The sequence below is a fragment of the Ruegeria sp. AA3 genome (genome assembly GCF_056542905.1).
Map to the genome: position 1 here is coordinate 65,858 of NZ_JBQGAQ010000001.1, position 23,721 is coordinate 89,578.

A 23,721-nucleotide genomic window follows, 5' to 3' on the forward strand; every position below is an offset into this window, starting at 1 on the left:
ACCTAGCCCGCAGCGCGTTCGTTGTCATTGGGGCGGAAGCCGATGTCGGTTGAGGCAGCGAATCGACCACCTCCAGCTTTCTCGATCTTGCCATCGCGAAGCAACTGACCGAAGGAGCGCAGGCTTTCTTCGCGATTAAACGCATCTTGCTTAAGCGAGCGGACCTTGTTCATAAGTTGCGGGCGCGAGAACTGCTCTTGACCTTCGATAAAGGACAGATAGGCAGCTGCAGCTTCAAGCAGATCAGGCAGCGACTGGGCGCCCTGCTCCTGTGCGAAAGTGGCAAATCCGCCTTCTTCTTCGCCCGTGTCTTCGTCAGCCGAAGTGATCCGGCGCGGCGTAACGGGGCCCGTATCGGCATTCTCGGTATCGATGCGCTGTTCGGCAACCAGCTTCAAAGGGGCGGCCGATTCTGGGGTCGGGCGCTGGCTGGTGACTTCAACCGCGGGACGACGTGGATTGACGACTGAGGCCAGATCGCCGCGAAAATCATCTTCGGGTGTCTTTGTCTTGTCGCCTACGGCTTCGCGTTCGGCCTCGGTCGCGGCGACCGCAGCGCGCAAGTGCGAGTAGGTTTCACGCTGATCGCTAGTAGCGGGATCGTCCAGCTGAACATCTGCTTCGTCCATTAGGCGCGAGACGTCCTCATCTGGTCCGGAAATACTGGGCACATCGGCTTCAGAAATTGCTTCGAGTTCGGATTCAACAAGCGCGATCTCATCCAACAAAAGCGCTTCTTCCTCGACCGAGATGATGCCGTGCTCGATTCCGGTCAATGCCTCAACGGCAACGCTGCTGGATTCATCGCCTAGAATGTTTGATGGGTTTTCTTCCTCGACTTCGGGGGCCTCATCATCCAGATCAGAAAACAGAACATCGTTTTCCGTTACATCAGCTGTGGCAGGTTCCGACGCTTCGATTTCTTCAGCTTCATTCGCCGATTCCGCGGTAGCGACCAATGCACTTAGATCGTCGGAGGTCTCCTCAACCGTTTCATTTGAGGTCTCTTCAACCAATTCATCTGAGCTTTCTGGTTCCGTAACATGAGCCGCCTCGTCGGCCTGTGCTTCGGCTAACTCTTCGACGTGTTCCGGTTCGGCAGTCAGCTCGGGCTCGGGCGCAGGGAAGGTATCTTCTTCTGTTTCCTGCAAGTCGGCGGGATCCAATGCGCCTGCTTCAAAGGCGGCAGAGATGGCATCAACCTTTGGCTTCACAGGCTGAAGATAGCTGGAGTCTTCGTCCTCTGAATAGCCGGGGGAGACTTCTTCGGAATGCGAAACCACAGCCCGGATGCGCTGGAGTTTGGCCGCAATACTATCCGCCGCAGGAGCGGAATGTGCCGCGACGGGCGCAGGGGCGGGGGGAACGACATCGGTGGTCTGAACAGGTGCAGGCTCAGGCGTGCTCGCGACTGCAGCGGGGGTCGGTACTGCAGGGGCGTCGGTCTCGGTCGCGCGTAGCAGCAGACCGGTGTCGTTCTGACTGGCTTCTACCTTTCGTGCGACATCGCGCTGGGCGATGCGGGTCAGCATCTCGGCATCGGGCTGAGGGGGCTCAGAACCAAAATAGCGGTCGTCCGCCGCGAGATCCCGGAAATACTCGGCTATGGCTTTCATCGTTTCAAATGAATCGTCGAAGCCTTCGAGCGTGCATGAAAAGGTTCCGTAGGAAACGGTAAGTACCTTGTTGTTCTGTACCATCAGACGCATGTCCTTTACAAACTACCAGGCCGATCGCCAGACACAGCAGCAGCAATCGACTCGAAACTCTAGTCATGAAGCTACCATTTTGTGGTTTCATTATGTCCAAAACCGGGAATTATGGTCAATCTTGTGGAATCTGTGGTGATTGTTCAGGCTGAAATGCCAATCGGTCTGTTTGGCGGGGGGGAAATCACATCTGAAGATGTGAGTCTGGTCCTGAATCGCGTCAAAAGCGCTGTTGCAGCGGATGGGGGCGCTGCCGCGTTGATTGATTCGGGGCGAATTCCGGATGCGGTGATCGGCGATTTCGATTCGCTTTCATCCAGCCATCGCGCGCAGATACCGGCTGATCGGTTGCATCCAATATCCGAACAGAACAGCACCGATTTCGACAAAGCCCTTCGAAATGTCAGTGCCCCGGTCGTCCTGGCAGCGGGATTTCTGGGCGCTCGGGTTGATCATCAGTTGGTCGCGTTCAATACGCTCGTTCGTTTGCAGGACCGGCCCTGTATCCTGTTAGGGGCACGCGAGATAGTGTTTCACACGCCTCCCCAGATCCGGCTGGAATTGACTGCCGGAGATACCGTTTCTCTGTTCCCTTTGCGACGGGTGACCGGGCGCAGCGATGGGCTTGAATGGCCGATCAACGATTTGGTGCTTGAACCGGACGGGCGGGTCGGAACCTCGAACCGGGCGCTGGGTGCAATTGCACTTGAGGTGGACGCGCCTGGTTTGCTGGCGATCCTGCCGCGCACCGCGTTGGATCAGGTCATGCAGGCGTTTCTGTCGGGCCAGACCGGGCATTGGCCCGCTCGTGCAGGATGACATAAAGCCCCGCGGAGATGGTGATGCCGATGCCGATCGCCGCCAGCCCGTTGGGCAGGTCGTGGAAAATCAACCAGCCGATCAGGGTGGCAACAGGAATTTCAAGATATTGCATCGGGGCGAGGGTCGCGGACGGTGCATAGCGCAGCGACCACGTCATCAGAAGATGTGCTACAGTGCCCAGCACGCCGATGCCCAGCAGCAGCCAAAGCGTTTCACCCTTCGGCATCGTCAATGACATGGCGGGCAGGCCAGCCTGAGAGCCCACATAGACTATCGGCAACAAGAGTGATGTCGCCATAGCCCCCGATACCGCTTGCAGCGCAACCGGGTCTGTTTCTTTGGCGATCTGGCGTGTGACCAGCATGAACAGGGCAAAGACCACGGCGACGATCAAAGGCAGTAACGCAGGAGCACCAACCTGCGCAAAGCTAGGTTGGATGACGAGCAAAGTGCCGATGAAACCCACGACACAGGCAATCAGGCGGCGCGGGCCGACTTGTTCGCCAAGAACGTACTTGCCCAGCAGCAGCATGATAAACGGCATCACAAAAGCAATGGCGACAGTATCGGCCAGCGGCATATATTGCAGCGCTGTAAACATCGCCGCGATTCCAACAATGTGCAGTAGCGTACGGACCATCGTCAGACGCAGGACCCTTGGTGTCATCCGCCATGGCTTGCCGGTCACAGCGATGAGCGGGATCAGGATCATCGCTTGCACGCCGAACCGCACCAGAACCAACAAACCCAGAGCAATGGTTTCGCCCAACAGCTTCGCCATCCCGTCACCAAGCGGAGCGAGCACGCAAAAGCCGAGCATCAATACGATGCCAAAAACGGGACGATCCTGAGTCATGTGCGCGACGCTAGCGTTTTCGCATCAAAGGGGGAAGCTCTGATCTCAGGTATCGGATAGGGGTTGGACTTTCGTATAATCCGGGCCAATGCAGGTGGGCAGGCCGTCATTGAGTTGAAGCCAGCTTAGCTTTTCCTCGTGCGCGACATGCAGAGTCGGGATTAGCGCCTCAGGATTTTCTAGCGTCGCCACATAGAGGTGCATCACATTCGACATCACGGTAGACCGAAAGGATATAGGCGTACCGCAACTCGGGCAAAAACTGCGCTCGACCCCGGGAGAAGAGTTAAACCTTTTCGGCTGTTCACCAGTCCAGCGCCAATTGCCGTCGCGCACCCCGAAATAGGTGGTCATCGGGGCCGCGCATTGGCGACGGCAGCTATCGCAATGGCAGGTGACACAGGACAGAACCGGAGGGTCAACCTCGTATCCGATCTTGCCGCATAGGCAATGTCCGCGCATGTCACCCGCTCTTTCTTGCTGTCAGATCAGCAGTTCGGCACGTTGACGGCCAGCCCGCCCAATGAGGTTTCCTTGTACTTCGCGTGCATATCCTCGCCGGTCTGGCGCATAGTTTCAATGGCCGCGTCCAGGGGCATGAAGTGCTTACCGTCACCGCGCAGCGCGAGTGACGCTGCAGAAACGGCCTTGATCGCGCCAAGGCCATTGCGTTCGATACAAGGCACCTGCACCAAGCCCGCGACTGGGTCGCATGTCATGCCGAGGTGATGTTCGAGCGCGATCTCGGCGGCGTTTTCCACCTGCTCGGGCGTACCACCCATCACAGCGCACATGCCGGCGGCAGCCATGGCCGAGGCACTTCCGACCTCTGCCTGACAGCCCGCCTCGGCGCCCGAGATCGATGCGTTGAACTTGACCAGACCGCCGATGGCGGCCGCTGTGAGCAGGAAATCCTCGACATGGCTTTCGGACGCGCCGGGGACATGATCGAGGTAATAACGCAAGACTGAAGGCAGCACGCCTGCCGCGCCGTTGGTAGGTGCGGTGACGACTTGCCCACCGGCGGCGTTTTCTTCGTTAACGGCCATCGCATAGACGCTCATCCAGTCGTTGATCGTATGCGGCGCGTTCAGGTTCATGCCGCGTTCCGCCAGTAGGGCATCGTGGATCCCCTTGGCGCGGCGGCGCACGCTAAGGCCACCGGGCAGGATGCCATCGGTTTTCAAGCCGCGCTCGATACAGTCATTCATGACCTGCCAAAGACGTGCCGTGCCTTTGGCAAAGCTATCCGCGCAACCGCGCGCGATTTCATTTTCGCGCTTCATCTGAGCGATGCTTTTGCCGTTGTCCTTGGCCATCTGCAGCATTTCCGCCGCGGATTTGAACGGGAAGGGCACAGGCGCACCTTCGTCGGTTGCCTTGCCTTCGGCCAGTTCTTCTTCGGTCAGGACAAAGCCGCCACCAATGGAATAGTAGACCTGACGCAATATGACATCGCCTTGTGCGTCGGTGGCCATCAGGATCATGCCGTTGGCGTGGCCGGGCAGATTGTTGTCGTAGTCAAATATCAGATCGGCCTTAGGATCGAAGCTTAGCGTAGGCAATCCTTCTGGGGTCACCGTATGCGTATCGGAAATCTGCGTCAGCGCGGCCTCGGCCTTATCGTTGTCATACGTGTCGGGCACGAACCCGGCGAGACCAAGGATCGTAGCGCGGTCAGTCGCGTGGCCGACGCCGGTGAAAGCAAGTGACCCATGCAGGGAACCGCGCAACCCCGCAAATTCAAACGGTGATGCACGCATCAGATCAAGAAACCGTGCGGCGGCGACCATAGGGCCCATGGTGTGTGACGACGATGGGCCAATGCCCACTTTGAACATATCGAAAACTGAGAGAAACATGTCAGGTAGCTGAGCCTTCTGGAGGGGTGGCGTAGGTTGGAGATGTGAACGGCGTCGCCCCCAAACCCTCGGCAGCGATGACCGATCGGGTTGCCGGGCGAAATTCGAGTTGATGCAGTATCTTTTGCAAATAGGGTGTGTCGGCCAGTTGATACCAACTGCGGTCAGCCTTGGCGGGATAAAGCGCCATCCAGCGCATCATGCAGGCGACATAGACGGTCAGGGCCGAGGGCACCTGCGTGTTGAACCAATCGGGCGCGTCTTGGGCCAAATCATCCAGCCGCTTCAGATGCTGGCGCAATCTGGGGCGAATACCGGCACGCAACGCTTCAGCCTGTGCTGCGTCGATGTATTTCTCAGCGTAGAACAGGATGCGCAGGTCGGCATGCAATGTGTTTGAAGCAAAGAACAGCCATTTCAGAAACGCCGCCCGATCGGCGCTTTCGGGAGCGGGGGCCATCTGTCGGTGCGTGTCGGCCAGCCACAACAGGATTGCGGCAGTCTCGAAAATTGGCCCTTGTGGTGTTTCCAATACGGGAATCAGCCCATTGGGATTCAGTGCCCGATAAGCGGCACTGTCTTGTGCGTTACGTGTGCGATCGACCAGCGCCGTCTCATACGTTAAGCCCATCTCTTCCAATGCCAATCGGATTATCAGCGAGGCATTGTCGGGGGCATAGTGAAGGCGATAAGTCGATTCCATGACGTCTTTCTAGAGTGTCTGGCGACCAGTATAGTGATCGATTACGACGTTTCCTATAGGAAACTCGTCGTTAAGTGTTAAGTTAGCGCTGCGATCGAGTGAATTGCCTCTCGCAGTTGCGCGGGGCATTCCCTATAAGTCCGTCAATATTCTGAGGGGAAGCTGCCATGATCAAGGATTTGTCGCCCATCGACAAAGCGAAATATGTTGCGGCCTGCCGTGCCGCCGATCTTGTCCAAAGTGGAATGCGCGTGGGCCTGGGGACCGGGTCGACCGCCGCGTGGCTGGTCCGCCGTCTAGGCGAGAGGGTGCGCGACGAAGGTCTGTCCATCAAAGGCGTTCCGACCTCGACCGCAACCGCGCAATTGGCGCGGGAAGAGGGGATCGAGGTTATCTCGCTGGATCAGGCTGGATGGTTGGACCTGACCATAGACGGCGCGGATGAATTTGATGGTGAATTCAATCTGATCAAGGGCGGCGGTGCTGCGCTGCTGCAGGAAAAGATCGTGGCCACGGCCAGTGACCAGATGGTGGTGATCGCCGATGCCGGCAAAGAGGTCGAGACGCTAGGCGCGTTCCCCTTGCCGGTTGAGGTGATCCCATTCGGCTGGCAGACCACCCGCACGCTGATCGAAGAGGCGCTGGACACGATGGATGTGCTGGGCACGTCGGTTACTTTGCGGATGAATGGCGAGGCCCCCAAGGTCACGGATGAGGGCAATCACATCTTGGACCTGCACCTCAAACGGATCGGAAATGCGCGGCAGTTGGCGCTGGTGATGAACCAGATCCCCGGCGTAGTCGAGAACGGACTCTTCATCGATATTTGCGACAAAGTAATCGTCGGCCATGGTGACGGGCGCGTTGAACTGCGCGACCTCAATGAAGGCACTGTGCTGACCAACATGCTGGGCGAGGGTGGGGACAACCTGTTCTCCGATCTGGCGGATTAAGGTCGGGTCAGATAGCGCGGCAGGTATCTGATGAAATCTTGATATTTCAGCGCTCAGGGGTTGGCAGTTTGAATTTTGCGCCCAGATATCCACTGAATTTTAGCCACGCGGCAAGCAAAGGAACGCATGTATGAGCTTTGACTATGATCTGTTCGTCATCGGAGGTGGCTCGGGTGGTGTACGCGCGGCGCGTGTAGCTGCGGGTGAGACCGGTGCCAAAGTGGCGCTGGCAGAAGAGGATCGTTACGGCGGAACCTGCGTGATCCGCGGCTGTGTGCCCAAAAAGTTGATGGTTTTTGCCAGCGAATTTTCTGGGATGGTCGGAGATGCTCAGGCATTCGGTTGGGATATTCGGCCCGGTGAGTTCGACTGGAACTTATTCCATGGCAAGTTGGTGACTGAGTTGGACCGTTTGGAGGGCGTCTATCGCAACATCCTTAAAAACAACGGTGTCGAAAGCTTTGATCAGAGGGCCAGTGTGGTCGATCCGCATACGGTTGAACTGGCTGACGGGACGCGCAAGACCGCCAAGCACATCCTGATCGCCACGGGTGGGCGTCCGGTTGTGCCCGAGTTTCCCGGCTCGGATCTGGCGATCACCTCAAACGAGATATTCCATCTGGAAAAATTACCCGAAAACATCCTGATTGTGGGTGGCGGCTATATCGCAAGTGAGTTTGCCGGCATCATGAACGGATTAGGGGTGAAGACTACCCAGTTCTATCGTGGACCTCAGATTTTGCGCGGCTTCGACGAAGAAGCGCGCGGCCTGATCTGCGACGAGATGCGCCAGAACGGCATTGATGTGCGTCTGGAAACCAACGTGGTCGAAATGACCAAAGCTGGCGACAAGATCCGTGTCAAAGCCACCGATGGCAGTGAAGATCAGTTCGATGTGGTGATGTATGCCACCGGCCGCGCACCCAATGCAGATGATCTTGGGCTCGAGGCGCTGGGTGTCGAACGCGGCCGCAAGGGCGAGATCATCGTAGATGAATACAGCCAGACCGGCGTGCCATCAATCTACGCCATTGGCGACGTGACGGATCGGGTGAACCTGACTCCGGTTGCGATCCGCGAGGGCATGGCCTTTGTTGAGACGGTTTTCAAGGGCAACCCGACCCCGGTGGACCACGAACTGATCCCAACCGCGATCTTCACGCAGCCAGAAATGGGCACTGTAGGCCTCAGCGAAGAAGAGGCGGCTGCGCAGGAATCAATCGAGGTTTACACGACTTCGTTCAAACCAATGCAGAAGTCATTTGCAGGTGGCTCGCAGAAGGTTCTGATGAAGCTGATCGTGTCTCAGGCGACGCGTAAGGTGCTAGGCTGTCACATTGTGGCTCCGGGCGCGGGCGAGATGATCCAACTGGCTGGAATTGCCGTGAAGATGGGGGCTACCAAAGAAGATTTCGACCGCACTGTTGCAGTTCACCCAGTCATGGCCGAAGAACTGGTGACAATGCGGCAACCTGTGCGCACGGCTTGATTTGCAAGCGCGCGCACACACGTTACAAGGGAACCTGTGATCACACGGTCCAATATAAGGGAAAAGATACATATGGCGGGCAACAGCGGCGGCCCCTGGGGGGGCGGAGGCTCATCCGGAGGCGGAGGAAATCGGGGTAACAACGGGGACGGGCGCAAGCCCCCCGAAGGCGACGGCCCGCAGATCCCCGAGATCGACGAGCTGATGAAAAAAGGCCAGGAGCAGCTGCGCGTCCTCATGGGCGGTCGCGGCGGCGGTGGCCGTGGTACAAATGGTTCGGGCGGCGGTGGTGGTCCGGCGTTTACCAAGGGTACAATTGCAATTGGTGTGCTGGTGGCAGCAGGCCTCTGGGCTGCGGCAAGCTTCTACACCGTTAAACCCGAAGAACAGTCTGTTGAGCTGTTTCTGGGCGAATTCTCGGCTGTTGGAAATCCAGGTCTGAATTTCGCGCCTTGGCCTCTTGTCACCGCAGAAGTGATTCCGGTCACCCGCGAACAAAACGAAGACATGGGTGGTGCCCGCGGCAGCGACGATGGTCTGATGCTGACCGGGGACGAGAATGTGGTCGATATCGACTATCAGGTCGTCTGGAACATTAACGATCCGGCCAAATATCTGTTCAACCTCCGCGATCCGCGCCAAACGATCCGTGCTGTTTCGGAATCGGCCATGCGTGAGATCATCGCGCAAAGCGAGCTTGCACCAATCCTGAACCGGGATCGTGGCATTATTGCCGACCGTTTGCAGGAACTGATTCAGGCGACAATGGACAGCTACGATTCAGGTGTGAACATCGTGCGTGTGAACTTCGACAAGGCCGACCCACCGCAGGACGTGATTGCCGCGTTCCGTGATGTTCAGGCCGCCGCGCAGGAACGTGACCGGTTGCAGAACGTGGCGGATGCTTATGCCAATCGTGTTCTTGCCGAAGCGCGGGGTGAAGCCGCTCAGGTTCTGGAAGAGGCTGAAGCCTATCGTGCCCAGCAGATCAACAGCGCAATGGGTGAGGCCAGTCGTTTCAGTGCGGTTTTGGAAGAGTACTCCAAAGCGCCGGATGTAACCCGCAAACGTCTGTACCTGGAGCGGATGGAGCAGGTTCTGGGCGATGTTGACAAGATAATTCTGGATGAAAACTCGACAGGATCAGGGCAGGGCGTCGTCCCGTATCTGCCACTGAATGAACTGCGCCGTAGCCCTGCAGGGGAGAGCAACTGATGCGTAAATCGACAATTATTCTGCCGATCGTATTCGTCGCGATCGTCGGCATCCTATCCTCGATCTTCATCGTGGATGAACGCGAGCGCGCGTTGGTTCTGCAATTTGGCCGAGTTGTTGCAGTGAAGGAAGAACCGGGCTTGGCATTCAAAATCCCGCTGATTCAGGAAGTGGTGCGCTATGATGACCGCATCCTGTCGATCGATGTGCAGCCTCTAGAGGTAACGCCTTTGGACGATCGTCGTCTGGTGGTTGACGCCTTCGCGCGCTACCGGATTTCGGACCTGAACCAGTTCCGTCAGGCTGTCGGTGTCGGTGGCATCCCGGTTGCCGAGGATCGCCTTGACCGTATCCTGCGCGCTGAAACGCGTGAGGTTCTGGGTTCGGTATCGTCCCGTGATATTCTCAGCTCGGACCGTGCTGCGCTGATGCTGCGAATCCGCAACAGTGCGATTGCCGAAGCGCAGGCGCTGGGCGTTAACGTGATCGACGTGCGTCTGAAAGCCACCGATCTGCCGCAGGCGAACCTCGAAGCGACGTTTGACCGGATGAAGGCCGAACGTGAACGCGAAGCAACCGACGAGCGCGCCCGTGGTAACGAGGCAGCGCAGCGCGTGCGCGCGCAGGCAGATCGTACCGTGGTCGAGCTGGTCTCCGACGCTAATCGCGAGGCCGAAATCATTCGCGGTGAAGCGGATGCCGAACGGAACTCGATCTTTGCCGAAGCTTATGGCGCAGACCCGGAATTCTTTGAATTCTATCGCTCTCTGACAGCTTACGAGAACGCCCTACAAGGCGGCAACAGTTCGTTGATCCTGAGCCCGGATTCAGAGTTTTTCAACTACCTTGCTTCGCCGACTGGACGTCGGGCGCCCGCCGCTGCGGCTTCCGAGTAATGGGTATGATCCTTCTGGCCTTTGGGCTGGTGTTGATCGTTGAGGGGCTGGCATATGCGCTGGCCCCTTCGCTTATTGAGCGCATGCTTGAGGCGCTGAGAACTCTGCCTGAACAGGCGCGGCGTTTGGCTGGATTGCTATGTGTCGTCAGCGGTTTGATCCTGTTGTGGGGCGCATATCAGGTCGGTTTTTGATGCGATGGTTTCACGCACCGGTGATTTCCCCGCGATCCCGAGTTGCGGGCTTGGCCAAACTGACTACATTGGTTGCTAAGAAGGGTGATCTTTGGTTGCCCGCAAAAGAAGTGTCGACAAGGAGACCCCAAGTGCAGGCGAAAGCGCGCAGTGTGTCCGTCCGGCGGGACGATGTTATGGTAATGATGCGGCTTATGTGGCTGGCCTTTTTGGGGATGCTGCTGGTTCTTGCACAGTCAGTGGCCGCGCAGTCGCGCGGTGACAGTCTGGCACCGCTTGCTGAAAAGATCAGCCCCGCGGTGGTCAATATTACCACCTCGACCCTGATCGAAGGTCAGACCGGTCCGCAGGGGATCGTGCCCGAAGGTTCTCCGTTCGAGGATTTTTTCCGCGAGTTTCAGGACCGCAATGGCGGGGATGACGAAAACCGCCCGCGCCGCAGCAACGCGCTGGGATCGGGCTTCGTGATTTCGGAAGACGGGTATATCGTCACCAACAACCACGTCATCGCCGAAGCCGATGAAATTCTGGTCGAGTTCTTTCCTGGTGATGGTCAGCCTGCAGAAGAGCTGGTTGCTAAGGTGATCGGCAGGGACGAAAAAACCGATATCGCGCTGCTGAAAGTCGAAGCCGAAGGGCCGTTGAAATATGTCCAATTCGGTGACAGCGATACAGCGCGCGTCGGGGATTGGGTGATTGCGATGGGCAATCCGCTTGGGCAGGGATTTTCGGTCTCGGCCGGGATCGTGTCGGCGCGAAACAGGGCGCTGAGCGGGTCGTATGACGACTATATCCAGACAGACGCGGCGATCAACCGAGGGAATTCGGGCGGTCCGTTGTTCAACATGAATGGCGAAGTGATCGGTGTGAACACAGCGATCCTGTCGCCCAATGGCGGCTCGATCGGGATCGGGTTCTCGATGGCCTCGAACGTGGTGATCAAGGTTGTCGATCAGTTGCGCGAGTTTGGTGAAACCCGCCGCGGCTGGCTGGGCGTGCGCATTCAGGACGTGACCGAGGATATGGCCGAGGCAATGGGTCTGGACAAACCCGGCGGCGCGCTGATCAGCGATGTCCCGGACGGCCCGGCCAAAGAAGCCGGTCTGTTGGCCGGAGATGTGATCATCAGTTTCGATGGTGTCGAGGTCGAAGACACGCGCGGCCTTGTACGGCAGGTGGGTGAGACCACGGTAGGTAAATCCGTGCGCGTCGTTGTGCATCGTGACGGCGGCACGCAAACCGTGCTGGTGACGCTGGGGCGCCGTGAAGATGCCGAGCGCGCCGAAGAAGGTGATGAGCCAGAAATCGAAGCACCGGCGGAAGAGGATAAAGACATTCTGGGTCTGACCATCGCTCCGTTGGGCGACAGCCAGCGCGAGGAATTGGGGCTGGATGCCGATGCCGAGGGCCTGTTGGTCACCAATGTGGATGAAGCTTCGGAAGCCTTTGAGAAAGGCCTGCGCACCGGCGATCTGATCACCGAGGCGGGGCAGCAAAAGGTGACTTCAATTGCTGATCTTGAGGCCCGTATGGAAGAGGCGCGAGAGGCTGGGCGCAAATCGCTGTTGCTGTTGGTACGGCGTGGGGGAGAGCCTCGCTTTGTGGCGCTGAGCCTGGAACCGTAAACAGCATTCCAATCAAAATTTGTGAAGGCCGGGTGAATATCCCGGCCTTTCTTCATTTATTCATACTTTCTTAAGAAAGAAGCCATATGCCGGGGAAGGCATATGGCTCTTGTACAGGGAGAGGTCGGTGGACAGATATCGGGGATGATAAAACCGACCTCCTACGGTAACAGGATTGACCTTAGGGCAATCTTGATGCCGCGTATGTGAAGCGGATCACATCCGTGCAACTTTAGATCAGATCAGATTCGGCAAGTTGCCGTAGTGCGTCGAAATCGTGGATTTGCAGACCTCCACGCGAGGCTTCGACCACATTGTCGCGCTTCCAAGTCGATATGGTTTTTGACACCGCTTCACGCGTTGCACCGACGAATTCAGCCAGTTCGCTTTGTGACAGCGTAATCCGAGCCGTCGGTGTGTCTTGTTGACCTGCCAAATGCAACAGCTTGCGCGCCAGTCTTATCGGCATTGGCAGGAACACCTGCTCGTTCAACTGATCGCCCATCCAACGCATGCGCACCCCTGCGAGGCGGATCAAGTCGACCGCGAGATCGGGGTTCTTTCGGATCTGTTCCATGACATCCTTGTGTCGAACGCGAAGGACTTTGGCAGGCTCTGCTGCGGTGACAGTGGCGGTCCGGGGACCGCTGTCGAACAGAGCAATCTCGCCGAACACTTCGCCAGCGCGCATCAGCCTTAGCGACAGTTTACGCCCGCTCATGGCCAAAAAGGATACCTCGAGCTTGCCGGACAAGATAGCATAAAGCGCCTCTCCTGGGTCGCCTTGTTCGAACAGTACATCGCCCCGGTCGAGCGTCAATTCTGTGGCCTGGGCCGCCAGCATTGTGCGCAGCTCTTCAGAGGCTTCGGATAGGAATCCGCTATTGGGGAAAGCCATCATGCGGGCGATTGTCTCCAGAGTTGAGTGGTGCGGGTGGTGCCCCAGCTTTCCACAGCTTGCGTTCTAAGCCAAGAAAATTCATCAGATATTAACGCTGAGTGATCCGACCGGTTACTGATCCGGGTCATCCATATAGCGTTGCAGCATGCTGAACTGCATCATCAGGAACGCCATCAGCGCGATGGGAAAGCCGAAGGTTTCGATCTTGACCCAAAGGTCGGTCGACATTGTTCTCCAGACAAGTTCATTGGCGACCGCAAGCACCGCAAAACAGGCACACAGTCGGCGCGTCAGGATCATCCAGCCTTCGTCACGCATGGGCAGCATTTCGTCCAGAACGTAAGCCAGGTAGGACTTTCTCTGCAAAAGACCGATCCCAAGGATGGCGGAAAAGAAGCCATAGACCAGCGTTGTTTTCATTTTGAAAAACCGCTCGTCATTGAACCAGGCGGTAAGGCCACCGAAGAAAATCACCATGAACGCAGTGAAAATCTGCATGCGGCTGAGCTTGCCGGTCAGGTACCAGAGGATGCCCATGGCTGCCAGCATCAGAGGCACAAACAGGATGGTGGCGACGATAAAGCCCGAATACTCGGTGCCGCCGATCACGAAATTGTCATCACGCAGGCGCAGGTAGATGAAAAAGAAGGCAAGCGGAGGCCCAAGTTCCAGTACCTGTTTGAGGAAAGGGTTGATGTCTTTTTTCTCTGCCATGATTCCAACCTGCTGCTTACCCGCCCATTTCAACTATTACGGCGCCGAGTGCAATCAATGCCATTAACGCGATGCGTCTGGGGCCGACGGTTTCTTTAAGCACCAGCCACCCGATGAGCGCGGCGAAGACGGTTGAGGTTTCGCGCAGGACGGCGGCTTCTCCGACCTTGTCGAGCCGCGTGGCCAACATGACCGCACCAAAAGACAGCGGTGCGACGAAACCGCCGACAATGCCGCGCAGCATCAGGGGGCCGAGTGCCGGGCGGTGAAGCATGGCACGGTATCGAAGCGCGGCATAAATCGGCATGGCGGCTCCGTCGATCATGAAGAACCACGCGAGGAAGGTGAACGGGTCGGCTGTGGCGCGTATGCCGTAGGCGTCATAGGTCGTATAGAGCGCGACAAAGAGGCCAGTGGCAAGCGCCAGTACCAGCGCGATATGTAGCGTGTCTCGATTGGTCTCAAGATAGCGCAGGTTATAGGCGGCGAGTCCGAAGATACCTGCCAGCAAAGTGGCCACACCCAGCCATTGAACACCTGTGAACGTCTCGCCAAACAGAATATAGGCCCCGATTACGGCAAAGAGCGGACCAGTGCCACGCACGACCGGATAGACAACCGTATAGGAGCCTTTGGAATAGGCCATCGCCTGCAGGACCTTGTAGCCGATATGGATCACCCAAACGACGCCAAAGATGGGCCACATATATGGTTCGGGCCACGGGACGACGAAAAAAGCGAAGGGCATCGCCATAAGGCAATAGCAGGCATCGATCGCCCCACGCGACATCCACGGATCGTGGCGGCCCTTTTGCAATGCACCGAAGACCGCATGCAGGAAGGCCGCCATCAGCGCGAGGGCGAGGGCGAGGTGGTGGCCTGCTTCGGTGCCTTCGAGGGAGATTAGCCAGTCGCTCAAATCGGGGCTTTCGCTTGGGCGGAGAGATTGGGGGGCTGTCTGCCCCCCACGCCCCCCGAAGGTATATTTGGCCAGATGAAGGGGCGGATCAGGTTTGCAGGCCGGTGAGGGCGGCGGCGAATTCTTCGGGGTCGAAGGGGGCGAGGTCGTCAATCTGCTCACCGACGCCAATCGCGTGGATCGGCAGACCGAACTTGTCGGCGAGGGCGACCAATACGCCGCCTTTGGCTGTGCCATCGAGCTTGGTCATCACGAGGCCCGAGACATCGGCGAGGTTGCGGAAGGTTTCGACCTGGCTAAGGGCGTTCTGGCCGGTGGTGGCGTCCAGTACCAGCAGCGTGTTGTGCGGCGCGGTGTCGTCGACCTTGCGGATGACGCGGACGATCTTGGCCAGTTCCTCCATCAGGTCAGCGCGGTTTTGCAGGCGACCTGCAGTGTCGATCATCAGCAAGTCGGCACCTTCGTTTTGCGCTTTGGTCAGGGCATCGAAGGCCAACGAAGCGGGGTCTGAGCCTTCGGGCGCGGTCAGCACCGGGACGCCTGCGCGGTCTCCCCAGACCTGCAACTGCTCGACGGCGGCGGCGCGGAAGGTGTCTCCGGCGGCGATGACGACCTTTTTGCCTGCGGCTTTGAACTGGCTGGCAAGCTTGCCGATGGTTGTGGTTTTGCCCGAGCCGTTCACGCCTACGACCAACACCACTTGTGGGCGCTTGGGATAGATTGGCATTGGTTTGGCCACAGGGTCCATCACACGCGCGACTTCCTGCGCCAGCAGCTCTTTGATTTCCTGGGTCGAGAGTTTGCGGCCAAAGCGCCCCTCGGCCATGTTGGACGTAACACGCAGCGCAGTGTCGACGCCCATGTCCGAGGCGATCAGAAGCTCTTCGAGCTGTTCCAGCATGTCGTCGTCCAGCGTGCGGCGGACGACGGTCTTGGATTCATTTCGGCCGAAAAGGCGACCCATCAAACCCCTGGATTCTGGAACCTCTGGGGGTGGAGGTGCCGGTGTAGGATCAGTTGGGATCGGAGCGGGGGGCTCGACCGGTTGCGGCGTGGGCGTGGGTTCCGGAACTTCGGGAACCGGTTGCGGTTCGGGCTCTGGTTCAGGGATTACCGGATCAGGATTTGGGGTTTCCTCGCCGCCATCCTCGACAATCGCATCCAGCCCTTCTTCGAGGCGCGATGAGGATTTGAACAGCTTGTCCTTGAGCTTTGAGAAAAACGCCATTTTTGGTCTCCGCAGGTGTTCCCCTCACCTAATGCGGATTGAAGGCAGTTGCAAAGGGTCAGGTGAAGGCGATCAGAAACCCGGCCTGCGCCCCCCAATAGAGCGGCCAGACCAGATAGGGCGTAAGCTTCAGGGCCGGGTGCTTGGCGGGCAGCAGAAACTTTTCAGTCGCAAGGGTCAGGTCCGAGGCGATGAAGGCCATCGCGGCGGGCAAGGCCCAGCGTAATACACCAGTATCAGGAAGGGACAGAACGGTTATGCCCATGCCCAGGATGATCGGGATATAGGCGAGGACGGGGATCTTGAGGTCTCCGGCGCGGGGAGCGATCAGCGTGGCCATAACGATGCCAAGAATGATCAGGGACCAGAAGGTCGCGGGGTGGTCGAAGATCAGTTCCAGGTTGCTATCGGGATGGGTCAGGAACAGAACAATATAAGCCAGATGGCCAACCGCAAATGTGCCGATGCCTGCCATGAATGTGCTGTCGGTTTCGCGTGACAGAAGGGCATCCCCGATGGCGCAGAGGGTGAGCGCAAGGATCAGAAGCCATGGTGCATTTGCCAGTAGGGCGATTCCGGCCAGCAGGGCGACCGACGCTGTTTTCAGCGTGCTGCGCAGGGCGCTGGCAGGGCGCGGGGTTAGTGGCAGGTAGGCCAGCGCGCAGGCCCCCGCGATCCAAAACAGAAGTGTCGTCATGGTGCATCCCCGATGTTTTTGAGGCAATCATCGCCGTGATCACCGCGGTGCATCAAGGCGTGACGTTGAGTTATCTTGCCGATTTGGCAGAGCCGGAAAGGTTGAATGGTACTCGGTAGCAGCATCTGACAGACTGAAGACATGTTCAGAGCTATTATGATTCTGCTGACCTTCGTGGCGCATTCCGTTGCGGCGCAGTCGCCTCTGACTGCGACTGAGTTCGATGCGTATACCCGTGGGAAGACCTTGTTTTACGGGTTCGGTGGGCAAGCCTATGGGGTCGAGCGGTATCTTCCTAATCGTCGTGTGATCTGGTCATTTCTGGATGGCAAATGCATGGAAGGGGTCTGGTACGAGCAGGAAGATCAAATCTGCTTTATCTATGAGGATCAGCTGGCGCCGCAATGCTGGGTGTTCACGGAGTTTGGCGGCGGGCTGATCGCGCAATTCGAAGGTGATCCGACTGCGACGGAGCTTTACGAGGCTGAGGATATTGGCGAAGAGATGCTGTGCTACGGGCCAGATGTCGGGGTCTGATGTCAAGCGTCGGGTGGCCTTAGCTCTTCGTAGCCAATCATGACATGTCTTTTATATGCAGGTCTTTCGGTTAACGTGTCGTAGTATCTGCTAAGATGCGGGAGCGTCGCGCGGTTTATTTCGATATCGTAGTAGCGGTAGAGCACGTGGCCGAATTGGATATCGGCCAATGTGAACGTATCGCCCGCCAGATATGGTGAGTCGGCAAGCAGAGTATCCGCTATGGTGAGCTTGAACTCCAGATCGATGACAGCCTGTCGGATTGTCTGATCGTCCCGCTGTTTTGCAGGGGTGCGAACCACTTGCCAGAATACCGGGACGGTAAACGCCATTGCGACGTTTAGTTTTGCCCATTCCGCCCATTTGTCGATCTGTGCGCGCTGTATGGGATCTGATGGCCAGAAAGTTTCGTTCCCATATCTGGTAGCAAGATACCGCAGGATGGCACCGGTCTCCCAGAGCGGTGCGCCGTCACCATCTCTTAGAACCGGAATCGTTCGGTTTGGGTTCAGGGCCTGAAACGCCGCGCTGTCCAATCCGCCAAAGCGATGACCCAGATCGTGGCGCTGGTATTCCAGATCGAGTTCGCCGACACACCACATGAGCGCCTGAACATTGGATGATGTTTTACGGCCCCAGATCGTCAGCATGGATCAGAACAACGATCCCTGATCAGGCGGTGCCTGTTTGGGTTTTTTGGTCGATGCTTTGCCCTGTGTTCCGGTTTGGAGGCGACCATCGGTGAACTCGATCTCAAGTGCCGTGTGACCGGCGGCCTGTGCTTTGGTTGTGATGACTTCCCCGTCGGCGCGCACGACGGCGTAGCCACGCCCGAGCGTCGCCTTGTAGCTCAGCGTTTCGCGCAGGCGGTCGGTGGCCTCCATTTGCTGGCGTAGGCGGTCCAGCCGCGTGGATTGCGCGGCGTTCAGGCGATCGCTCAGTCGGTTGAGGGTATCGCGCCGTGTTTCCAGCTCGCGCTGGATCGGGCGCAGAGACAAGCGCGAAGACAGATTGCGCCAGCGGTCTCGGCGGGTTTCGACGAAACTGCGCAGGGTCGAGGGGCGCAGACGGGCCGCGCTATCGAGCAGTTTGACGCGACGGTTCTGAACACCCCGGATCAGCGCGTTGGGCAGGCGTTCCGAGATTTGGTCGAGCCTTTGGCGCGGGCTTTCCAGCAGCGTATCGGGGCGGGGCAGGGCTCGAGACAGGTCGCGCAGACGCTGGCTGCGGCGTTGCACAGCATCTGTGGAGGCGCGCGAAAGGCGGGCGCCTTGTTCTCCGGTCCACGCCAGCAGTTCCATGCGGACCGGTACGGCAAGTTCGGCAGCGGCGGTTGGCGTGGGCGCGCGGCGGTCCGAGACATAGTCGATCAGGGTGGTGTCGGTCTCGTGCCCCACGGCCGAGATCAACGGGATTTCTGACGCTGCAGTCGCGCGCGCGACGCTTTCTTCGTTGAAGCCCCAGAGGTCCTCGATTGATCCGCCCCCGCGCGCGACGATAATCAGGTCGGGTCGCGGGAGGGCCCCGCCCGGTGTGAGTTGATTGAAGCCTTCGATGGCGCGGGTCACTTCAGGGGCGCAGTTTGCCCCCTGAACCGCGACGGGCCAGATCAGTACTTTGCGCGGGAAACGATCGCGCAGCCGATGCAAGATGTCTCGGATCACCGCACCGGAGGGCGAAGTGACAACGCCGATGATTTGGGGCAGGTAGGGCAGCGGTTTCTTGCGTTCGGGCGCAAACAGGCCTTCGGCTTCGAGCTGTTTCTTGCGCTTTTCCAGCAATGCCATTAGTGCGCCTTGGCCGGCGACGGCGACCTCATCGACGTTCAGATTGTATTTCGACTGGGCTCCGAAAGCTGTGAGACGTCCGGTGACGACAACTTCAAGACCTTCCTCGGGAACAACCGACAAACCTGATATCTGCCCTTTCCACGTGGTGCATGCCAGAACATTCCGGTCGTCCTTAATGTCGTAATAGAGATGCCCTGAGCGCGCCTTGAACACCCGCCCGACCTCGCCGCGTACACGGATTCGGCCAAACGTGCCTTCGAGCGTGCGCTTCACCTCACCCGAGATGTCCGAGACGGTGTATTCGGGGGTGTTTTGGCCCGGAAACGGGTCATCAAGCAGGTCGGACATTTCAGCGCCTTGTGTCAAATCTCTGCGCAGCTTAGAACGCCGCGCAGGCAAGGCCAAGCAGATCGGAGCGTTTCATGAATATCCTCATTCTCGGCAGCGGCGGGCGCGAACACAGCCTTGCCTGGGCGGTGATGCAGAATCCTAAATGTGATCGCCTGATTGTGGCGCCGGGTAACGCCGGGATCGCGCAGATCGCAGATTGTGCTGCGCTGGATATCGAGAATGGTGGGGCAGTCGTCAGTTTTGCCGAAGAAAACGCGATTGATTTCGTAATTGTCGGCCCTGAGGCTCCTTTGGCGGCGGGGGTTGCTGATCGGTTGCGTGAAGCAGGCGTTCTGGTCTTTGGTCCGTCAGCCGAAGCGGCGCGGTTAGAGGCCTCAAAAAGTTTCACCAAGGAAATCTGTGACGCATCCGGCGCGCCTACAGCGGGTTATGCCCGGTTCACGGAAGCAGAACCAGCCAAGGCTTATATCCGCGCACAGGGTGCCCCGATCGTGGTCAAGGCCGATGGTCTGGCTGCCGGGAAGGGCGTGATCGTTGCAATGGATGAGCAAACCGCGCTGGACGCCATTGATGACATGTTCGGCGGTGCATTCGGTGGCGCGGGGGCTGAAGTTGTGATCGAAGAATTCATGGAGGGCGAGGAGGCTTCGCTTTTCGTTCTCTGTGATGGTGAGGATATCCTGTCGATTGGCACGGCTCAGGACCACAAGCGTGTGGGAGAGGGGGATACCGGACTGAACACCGGCGGCATGGGTGCGTATTCTCCGGCCCCTGTTTTGAGTGCCGAGATTGAGGCCCGTGCAATGGATCAGATCGTGCGCCCGACCGTGGCTGAAATGACGCGGCGGGGGACGCCATTTCAGGGTGTGCTTTATGCAGGGCTGATGATCAAGGATGGTCAGCCCAAGCTGGTGGAATACAACGTGCGTTTTGGCGATCCGGAATGCCAAGTTTTGATGATGCGGCTGGGCGCGCAGGCGATGGATCTGATGCACGCTGCGGCCGAAGGGCGGCTGGGTGAGACGCGCGTGAACTGGGCTGAGGACCACGCGATCACCGTCGTGATGGCCGCAAAAGGATATCCCGGCACCTACGAGAAAGGCACTGCAATCAAGGGATTGGAGGACCTGCCCGAGGACAGTCGGAACATGGTCTTCCATGCGGGTACTAAGGCGGCTGAGGGGCAGGTTCAGGCAACAGGCGGTCGGGTTCTTAACGTGACCGCACGCGGGGACACACTGCAAGAGGCGCGAGACCGGGCCTATGCGATGGTAAAAGGTGTGGATTGGCCTGAAGGGTTCTATCGCCGTGATATCGGTTGGCGTGCGCTGTGATCTGATTGCTGGGCTATGCCCGACTTGATTGTTTGCGAGTATGGGGCATTGCCCCTCGACCTTTGGCCTCACCCCCAGGATATTTATGGCCAGATGAAGACGGGATCAGCACTTTAGCGCTGCGGTCAAGTCATCGCGTTTTCTGAGCGGACCGAGATCAGCGGTTTGCCAGCCGTTTTGGTATGAGACGCTGATGATGCGCGTCCAGTTCGCGTTTGCAACGATTAACTCTGGGGCACCGTCGCATTGACGTAGGCCGCCCGAGATGAAGTCCTCACCGATTTTGTGGTTGGTGAGGCTGGGGATGGACTGGATTTCGGTCAGGGTGCCGTTTTCAAATCGCCAGATGCGCAGGGTTTTAGCGAGGTGTGGGCGGTCGACATAGGCGATCTCGATATGGCCGTCACCATCGAGGTCGGCGGCGCCGATGGGGGCAAGCCAACGATTCCGTGTTCCGATATACCGGGTGGCGGCGATTAGACCGCCGCCATTGTAAATTGCGAGCCGGGCACCTTTGTCACGATGGCTTTCAACCACAAGCGCTTCGCGACGGCCGTCATTGTCTATGTCGACAAGACGCGGCTTAATATCTTCAAAGACCCGTTCCATGGGCAGGCGGATTGTGTATCGCGCCGAATTGGGTGCGTATTGCAATACAAGCGCGCCGTATTCGATCTGATCACCGAGCACGCCGTGCGGGTATCGAGCCGTGGGTTCGGCGTATTCCGCCGATTCCAATGGCTCATACTGCCATGGTTGCTGTGACTGAGCTTTGATCGGACAAATCCCCAGCGCGATTGCTAGGGCCATGACCGACCAGGAAGGCATCAGATTTGTTTTTCGGGCATCTGGACAACCAGCCCGTCCAGCGCATCGGTGACCTTGATCTGGCAGGTCAGGCGCGAGCGCTCAGGGTCGGGCTCATAGGCAAAGTCCAGCATGTCTTCTTCCATGTCGTCCTTGGTCGGGATTTTTTCGACCCAGTCGGGGTGAACATAGACATGGCAGGTCGAGCAGGCGCAGGCGCCACCGCAATCGGCCTCAATGCCGGGAATATTGTTGTCACGGGCCCCTTCCATGACTGTCAGTCCGTTGGCGACCTCGACTGTATGTTCGGTACCGCCATGCTCGACATAGGTGATCTTTGCCATTGCGTGCGTCTTCCTTTTTCGGTTGTCGAACTCTTCCTTAGTGAAGGGAGCCTGATGTTTCCAGTCTCATTTGCGTCTCATCGTATTGAGCTTGGATTCTCCTGGTGAGAATTCCATTTTTGTTCTCATCGCTGCTTTGATTATGAAAGGGTGCATTATTAATTTGCGTCCCTTCGGCGCTGTATCTGTTTCAACGCGGCGTCCACCTTAAGCTGAACCATTTGTTTGCCGATTTCGCGCGTCGCGAGGTCAGGTTGACCGTCGAATCCTGCGCTCCAACCAGGAGGAACCGGTGCTCGTGAGCGACCGACTTCATCTGCATTGACATACATGAGCTCGGAGGTGTCCCGCAACGCAGCATGATTGCCGATTTGCTCTGCACTGAAACCTTGATCTTCCAGAAATGCGATCTGGCCATTTTTCTCATAATAGTCAGAGACATGCTGAACGATTACCCCGGTTGTCGCTAATTCAAGGCTGGTTGAAGTGGCGGCACGGGACTGCGCTGCCTGATTTCCCCCGCTGTCGCCGATCAGGAGGATCTCCTTGAACCCGTGAGAGGCGAGGCTGCGGATTGTTGCTTCTAGCACCTGCTGAAAGACCGGTTCGGGCAATGAAATTGTACCCGGCCATTGCATGTGTCCTGTGGGGTTGGGGGCAACGTCACCTTCAGGTACATAGCGGATCACCGGTGCGATCAGAGTATTGCCCATTTGTTCGGCAATTTCCCGACTGGCATATTCGACAACGAAATTGTGTTTTCCCAAAGTGACGTCGGGACCATTCTGTTCGGTTCCTCCTGTGGGGATGATGACTGTTCTGTAGCCTTCCTCAAGCGCGGCATACACTTCTGGCCAGGTCATATGTTCAAGAAAAAGATCGTTGGTCGGGTCTGACTTTTGCTGTATCCACATCAAGCTGGCGGTTATGAGCACTGCCCCGACAATGCACACCGCCCAAATGGTTCTGCGCAAACGTGCCTGGCACATATTCATTCCTTTTATAAATGATGATGGAACCCACTAATCGGGTCAGGACAAAGACAACGAATTCACCGATTGAACAAGATCCCCTGGGATTTTTTGTCCCCGTGATCCCCCCTTAGCTCGGCATGCAGCGCGCGACCTGCCTGAACGCCGGGGCGGGTGCCCATCATATCCAACCAACGAGCGAAATGCGGTTTGTCCTTCAGTACCTGCTGCTGACCCTCCCACAAGCTCGCCCAGCCCCAGATCGACATGTCGGCGATCGAGTAGAAATCACCCGCAACAAATTCATTTTCGGCCAGACGCCTGTCCAGAACGCCGTATAGACGCCCGACCTCGGTGCGATAGCGGTCTTTTGGATAGGGAAGGTCTTGCGGCGGCTCCAGTTTCGGGGCGTATTTCAGGAAGTGGTGCGCTTGCCCTGCCATCGGACCGACACCGCCCATTTGCCACATGAGCCATTCCTCGACTGCAATCCGGTCGCGCTCGGTTTTGCCATAAAAGCGCCCAGTCTTGCGGGCGAGATACATCAGGATCGCGCCGCTTTCGAAAACGGAAACGGGCTCGCCGCCGGGGCCATCCGGATCGACGATAGCGGGCATGCGGTTGTTAGGAGAGATTTTCAGGAATTCGGGGTCGAACTGGTCGCCTTTGCCGATGTTGATCAGGTGGGTTTTGTAGGGCAGTTCCATCTCTTCCAGCGCGATGGACACCTTCCAGCCGTTGGGCGTGGGCCAGAAATACAGATCGATCATGGGGCCTCCTCAGGTTGAAGCGATGATGAAGCTT

The 23,721-nt window shown here is 57.9% G+C and carries 25 protein-coding genes; 9 read left to right on the forward strand and 16 right to left on the reverse strand.

Going from position 1 to position 23,721, the window contains the following annotated elements; all coding sequences use genetic code 11:
- Positions 1-2: 2 nt before the first annotated feature.
- Positions 3-1,700, reverse strand: coding sequence for a hypothetical protein (locus ACR0JR_RS00385; protein ID WP_480454609.1), 1,698 nt, complete (start codon positions 1,698-1,700; stop codon positions 3-5).
- 120 nt (positions 1,701-1,820) lie between these two features.
- On the opposite strand from ACR0JR_RS00385, the gene ACR0JR_RS00390 reads away from it, so the two are divergent.
- Entirely contained in the window at positions 1,821-2,528 is a 708-nt protein-coding gene (locus tag ACR0JR_RS00390) for a thiamine diphosphokinase (RefSeq protein ID WP_480454610.1), read from the forward strand.
- Here the strand turns inward: ACR0JR_RS00390 and ACR0JR_RS00395 are convergent.
- Genes ACR0JR_RS00395 through ACR0JR_RS00410 form a run of 4 tightly spaced genes read right to left on the reverse strand, consistent with a single transcriptional unit; the run spans position 2,473 to position 5,952 of the window.
- Complete coding sequence (locus ACR0JR_RS00395) at positions 2,473-3,387, reverse strand: DMT family transporter (protein ID WP_319546890.1); 915 nt, start codon at positions 3,385-3,387, stop codon at positions 2,473-2,475. The genes ACR0JR_RS00390 and ACR0JR_RS00395 overlap by 56 nt on opposite strands.
- A 45-nt stretch (positions 3,388-3,432) precedes the next feature.
- Positions 3,433-3,849 carry a GFA family protein gene (locus tag ACR0JR_RS00400; protein ID WP_480454611.1) on the reverse strand — a complete coding sequence of 139 codons (417 nt, stop codon included), beginning with the start codon at positions 3,847-3,849 and terminating at the stop codon, positions 3,433-3,435.
- Positions 3,850-3,875: 26 nt separating this feature from the next.
- Complete coding sequence (locus ACR0JR_RS00405) at positions 3,876-5,249, reverse strand: L-serine ammonia-lyase (RefSeq protein ID WP_010439206.1); 1,374 nt, start codon at positions 5,247-5,249, stop codon at positions 3,876-3,878.
- 1 nt (position 5,250) lies between these two features.
- The gene (locus tag ACR0JR_RS00410; RefSeq protein ID WP_010439208.1) at positions 5,251-5,952 is read right to left on the reverse strand and encodes a glutathione S-transferase family protein; all 702 of its coding nucleotides are present in this window, start codon (positions 5,950-5,952) and stop codon (positions 5,251-5,253) included.
- Positions 5,953-6,119: 167 nt separating this feature from the next.
- Between ACR0JR_RS00410 and rpiA the strand changes: the two genes are divergently transcribed.
- The 6 genes from rpiA to ACR0JR_RS00440 all read left to right on the forward strand — a co-directional run bounded on the left by rpiA (position 6,120) and on the right by ACR0JR_RS00440 (position 12,324).
- Complete coding sequence (gene rpiA / locus ACR0JR_RS00415) at positions 6,120-6,905, forward strand: ribose-5-phosphate isomerase RpiA (RefSeq protein WP_010439210.1); 786 nt, start codon at positions 6,120-6,122, stop codon at positions 6,903-6,905.
- Positions 6,906-7,035: 130 nt separating this feature from the next.
- Positions 7,036-8,394, forward strand: a complete 1,359-nt coding sequence (gor, locus tag ACR0JR_RS00420) for a glutathione-disulfide reductase (protein ID WP_480454613.1) — start codon at positions 7,036-7,038, stop codon at positions 8,392-8,394.
- A gap of 72 nt (positions 8,395-8,466) precedes the next feature.
- A complete protein-coding gene (gene hflK / locus ACR0JR_RS00425; RefSeq protein WP_319546894.1) occupies positions 8,467-9,609 on the forward strand; it encodes an FtsH protease activity modulator HflK in 1,143 nt (380 codons plus the stop codon).
- Complete coding sequence (hflC, locus tag ACR0JR_RS00430) at positions 9,609-10,505, forward strand: protease modulator HflC (protein WP_010439217.1); 897 nt, start codon at positions 9,609-9,611, stop codon at positions 10,503-10,505. The genes hflK and hflC overlap by 1 nt, the downstream gene beginning before the upstream one ends.
- Positions 10,505-10,699, forward strand: a complete 195-nt coding sequence (locus ACR0JR_RS00435; protein WP_010439218.1) for a DUF2065 domain-containing protein — start codon at positions 10,505-10,507, stop codon at positions 10,697-10,699. Before hflC ends, ACR0JR_RS00435 begins: the two co-directional genes overlap by 1 nt.
- Before the next feature lie 176 nt (positions 10,700-10,875).
- The gene (locus ACR0JR_RS00440) at positions 10,876-12,324 is read left to right on the forward strand and encodes a Do family serine endopeptidase (RefSeq protein ID WP_480455171.1); all 1,449 of its coding nucleotides are present in this window, start codon (positions 10,876-10,878) and stop codon (positions 12,322-12,324) included.
- Between the two features lie 232 nt (positions 12,325-12,556).
- Here the strand turns inward: ACR0JR_RS00440 and ACR0JR_RS00445 are convergent, their stop codons facing one another.
- From ACR0JR_RS00445 to ACR0JR_RS00465, 5 genes are all read right to left on the reverse strand, one after another.
- Positions 12,557-13,225, reverse strand: coding sequence for a Crp/Fnr family transcriptional regulator (locus tag ACR0JR_RS00445; protein WP_010439221.1), 669 nt, complete (start codon positions 13,223-13,225; stop codon positions 12,557-12,559).
- A 111-nt stretch (positions 13,226-13,336) separates the two neighbouring features.
- Positions 13,337-13,939 carry an inner membrane-spanning protein YciB gene (locus tag ACR0JR_RS00450; RefSeq protein ID WP_480454614.1) on the reverse strand — a complete coding sequence of 201 codons (603 nt, stop codon included), beginning with the start codon at positions 13,937-13,939 and terminating at the stop codon, positions 13,337-13,339.
- Positions 13,940-13,955: 16 nt separating this feature from the next.
- Complete coding sequence (locus ACR0JR_RS00455) at positions 13,956-14,858, reverse strand: EamA family transporter (protein ID WP_480454615.1); 903 nt, start codon at positions 14,856-14,858, stop codon at positions 13,956-13,958.
- A gap of 88 nt (positions 14,859-14,946) precedes the next feature.
- Positions 14,947-16,086, reverse strand: coding sequence for a signal recognition particle-docking protein FtsY (gene ftsY, locus ACR0JR_RS00460; RefSeq protein ID WP_480454616.1), 1,140 nt, complete (start codon positions 16,084-16,086; stop codon positions 14,947-14,949).
- A 58-nt stretch (positions 16,087-16,144) separates the two neighbouring features.
- Positions 16,145-16,783: a lysoplasmalogenase gene (locus tag ACR0JR_RS00465; protein WP_480454617.1), complete on the reverse strand. Its 639-nt coding sequence runs from the start codon at positions 16,781-16,783 to the stop codon at positions 16,145-16,147.
- Positions 16,784-16,924: 141 nt separating this feature from the next.
- On the opposite strand from ACR0JR_RS00465, the gene ACR0JR_RS00470 reads away from it, so the two are divergent.
- On the forward strand, positions 16,925-17,320 hold the full coding sequence (locus tag ACR0JR_RS00470) for a hypothetical protein (RefSeq protein WP_029621749.1): 396 nt from the start codon (positions 16,925-16,927) through the stop codon (positions 17,318-17,320).
- 2 nt (positions 17,321-17,322) lie between these two features.
- On the opposite strand, the gene ACR0JR_RS00475 is transcribed toward ACR0JR_RS00470, so the two are convergent.
- Positions 17,323-17,970 (reverse strand): glutathione S-transferase family protein, encoded by a 648-nt coding sequence (locus tag ACR0JR_RS00475; protein WP_170469247.1) that lies wholly within the window; start codon positions 17,968-17,970, stop codon positions 17,323-17,325.
- A 3-nt stretch (positions 17,971-17,973) separates the two neighbouring features.
- Complete coding sequence (gene xseA, locus ACR0JR_RS00480; RefSeq protein WP_480454618.1) at positions 17,974-19,458, reverse strand: exodeoxyribonuclease VII large subunit; 1,485 nt, start codon at positions 19,456-19,458, stop codon at positions 17,974-17,976.
- Positions 19,459-19,532: 74 nt separating this feature from the next.
- Here xseA and purD point away from each other — a divergent pair, with 74 nt between their 5' ends.
- Positions 19,533-20,795, forward strand: a complete 1,263-nt coding sequence (gene purD, locus ACR0JR_RS00485; RefSeq protein ID WP_480454619.1) for a phosphoribosylamine--glycine ligase — start codon at positions 19,533-19,535, stop codon at positions 20,793-20,795.
- A 105-nt stretch (positions 20,796-20,900) separates the two neighbouring features.
- Here the strand turns inward: purD and ACR0JR_RS00490 are convergent, their stop codons facing one another.
- The 4 genes from ACR0JR_RS00490 to ACR0JR_RS00505 all read right to left on the reverse strand — a co-directional run bounded on the left by ACR0JR_RS00490 (position 20,901) and on the right by ACR0JR_RS00505 (position 23,687).
- Positions 20,901-21,605 (reverse strand): FG-GAP repeat domain-containing protein, encoded by a 705-nt coding sequence (locus tag ACR0JR_RS00490; protein WP_480454620.1) that lies wholly within the window; start codon positions 21,603-21,605, stop codon positions 20,901-20,903.
- A gap of 17 nt (positions 21,606-21,622) precedes the next feature.
- A complete protein-coding gene (locus ACR0JR_RS00495; RefSeq protein WP_480454621.1) occupies positions 21,623-21,946 on the reverse strand; it encodes a 2Fe-2S iron-sulfur cluster-binding protein in 324 nt (107 codons plus the stop codon).
- A 158-nt stretch (positions 21,947-22,104) separates the two neighbouring features.
- Entirely contained in the window at positions 22,105-22,809 is a 705-nt protein-coding gene (locus ACR0JR_RS00500; RefSeq protein ID WP_480454622.1) for a creatininase family protein, read from the reverse strand.
- 188 nt (positions 22,810-22,997) lie between these two features.
- The gene (locus ACR0JR_RS00505; protein ID WP_480454623.1) at positions 22,998-23,687 is read right to left on the reverse strand and encodes a glutathione S-transferase N-terminal domain-containing protein; all 690 of its coding nucleotides are present in this window, start codon (positions 23,685-23,687) and stop codon (positions 22,998-23,000) included.
- Between the last annotated feature and the right edge of the window lie 34 nt (positions 23,688-23,721).

Excerpts from the sequence above, each read along its gene's own strand:
- ACR0JR_RS00385 (WP_480454609.1), bottom strand. The coding sequence starts at position 1,700 with ATGGTACAGAACAACAAGGTACTTACCGTTTCCTACGGAACCTTTTCA.
- ACR0JR_RS00390 (WP_480454610.1), top strand. The coding sequence starts at position 1,821 with ATGGTCAATCTTGTGGAATCTGTGGTGATTGTTCAGGCTGAAATGCCA.
- ACR0JR_RS00395 (WP_319546890.1), bottom strand. The coding sequence starts at position 3,387 with ATGACTCAGGATCGTCCCGTTTTTGGCATCGTATTGATGCTCGGCTTT.
- ACR0JR_RS00400 (WP_480454611.1), bottom strand. The coding sequence starts at position 3,849 with ATGCGCGGACATTGCCTATGCGGCAAGATCGGATACGAGGTTGACCCT.
- ACR0JR_RS00405 (WP_010439206.1), bottom strand. The coding sequence starts at position 5,249 with ATGTTTCTCTCAGTTTTCGATATGTTCAAAGTGGGCATTGGCCCATCG.
- ACR0JR_RS00410 (WP_010439208.1), bottom strand. The coding sequence starts at position 5,952 with ATGGAATCGACTTATCGCCTTCACTATGCCCCCGACAATGCCTCGCTG.
- rpiA (WP_010439210.1), top strand. The coding sequence starts at position 6,120 with ATGATCAAGGATTTGTCGCCCATCGACAAAGCGAAATATGTTGCGGCC.
- gor (WP_480454613.1), top strand. The coding sequence starts at position 7,036 with ATGAGCTTTGACTATGATCTGTTCGTCATCGGAGGTGGCTCGGGTGGT.
- hflK (WP_319546894.1), top strand. The coding sequence starts at position 8,467 with ATGGCGGGCAACAGCGGCGGCCCCTGGGGGGGCGGAGGCTCATCCGGA.
- hflC (WP_010439217.1), top strand. The coding sequence starts at position 9,609 with ATGCGTAAATCGACAATTATTCTGCCGATCGTATTCGTCGCGATCGTC.
- ACR0JR_RS00435 (WP_010439218.1), top strand. The coding sequence starts at position 10,505 with ATGGGTATGATCCTTCTGGCCTTTGGGCTGGTGTTGATCGTTGAGGGG.
- ACR0JR_RS00440 (WP_480455171.1), top strand. The coding sequence starts at position 10,876 with ATGGTAATGATGCGGCTTATGTGGCTGGCCTTTTTGGGGATGCTGCTG.
- ACR0JR_RS00445 (WP_010439221.1), bottom strand. The coding sequence starts at position 13,225 with ATGATGGCTTTCCCCAATAGCGGATTCCTATCCGAAGCCTCTGAAGAG.
- ACR0JR_RS00450 (WP_480454614.1), bottom strand. The coding sequence starts at position 13,939 with ATGGCAGAGAAAAAAGACATCAACCCTTTCCTCAAACAGGTACTGGAA.
- ftsY (WP_480454616.1), bottom strand. The coding sequence starts at position 16,086 with ATGGCGTTTTTCTCAAAGCTCAAGGACAAGCTGTTCAAATCCTCATCG.
- ACR0JR_RS00465 (WP_480454617.1), bottom strand. The coding sequence starts at position 16,783 with ATGACGACACTTCTGTTTTGGATCGCGGGGGCCTGCGCGCTGGCCTAC.
- ACR0JR_RS00470 (WP_029621749.1), top strand. The coding sequence starts at position 16,925 with ATGTTCAGAGCTATTATGATTCTGCTGACCTTCGTGGCGCATTCCGTT.
- ACR0JR_RS00475 (WP_170469247.1), bottom strand. The coding sequence starts at position 17,970 with ATGCTGACGATCTGGGGCCGTAAAACATCATCCAATGTTCAGGCGCTC.
- xseA (WP_480454618.1), bottom strand. The coding sequence starts at position 19,458 with ATGTCCGACCTGCTTGATGACCCGTTTCCGGGCCAAAACACCCCCGAA.
- purD (WP_480454619.1), top strand. The coding sequence starts at position 19,533 with ATGAATATCCTCATTCTCGGCAGCGGCGGGCGCGAACACAGCCTTGCC.
- ACR0JR_RS00490 (WP_480454620.1), bottom strand. The coding sequence starts at position 21,605 with ATGGCCCTAGCAATCGCGCTGGGGATTTGTCCGATCAAAGCTCAGTCA.
- ACR0JR_RS00495 (WP_480454621.1), bottom strand. The coding sequence starts at position 21,946 with ATGGCAAAGATCACCTATGTCGAGCATGGCGGTACCGAACATACAGTC.
- ACR0JR_RS00500 (WP_480454622.1), bottom strand. The coding sequence starts at position 22,809 with ATGACCTGGCCAGAAGTGTATGCCGCGCTTGAGGAAGGCTACAGAACA.
- ACR0JR_RS00505 (WP_480454623.1), bottom strand. The coding sequence starts at position 23,687 with ATGATCGATCTGTATTTCTGGCCCACGCCCAACGGCTGGAAGGTGTCC.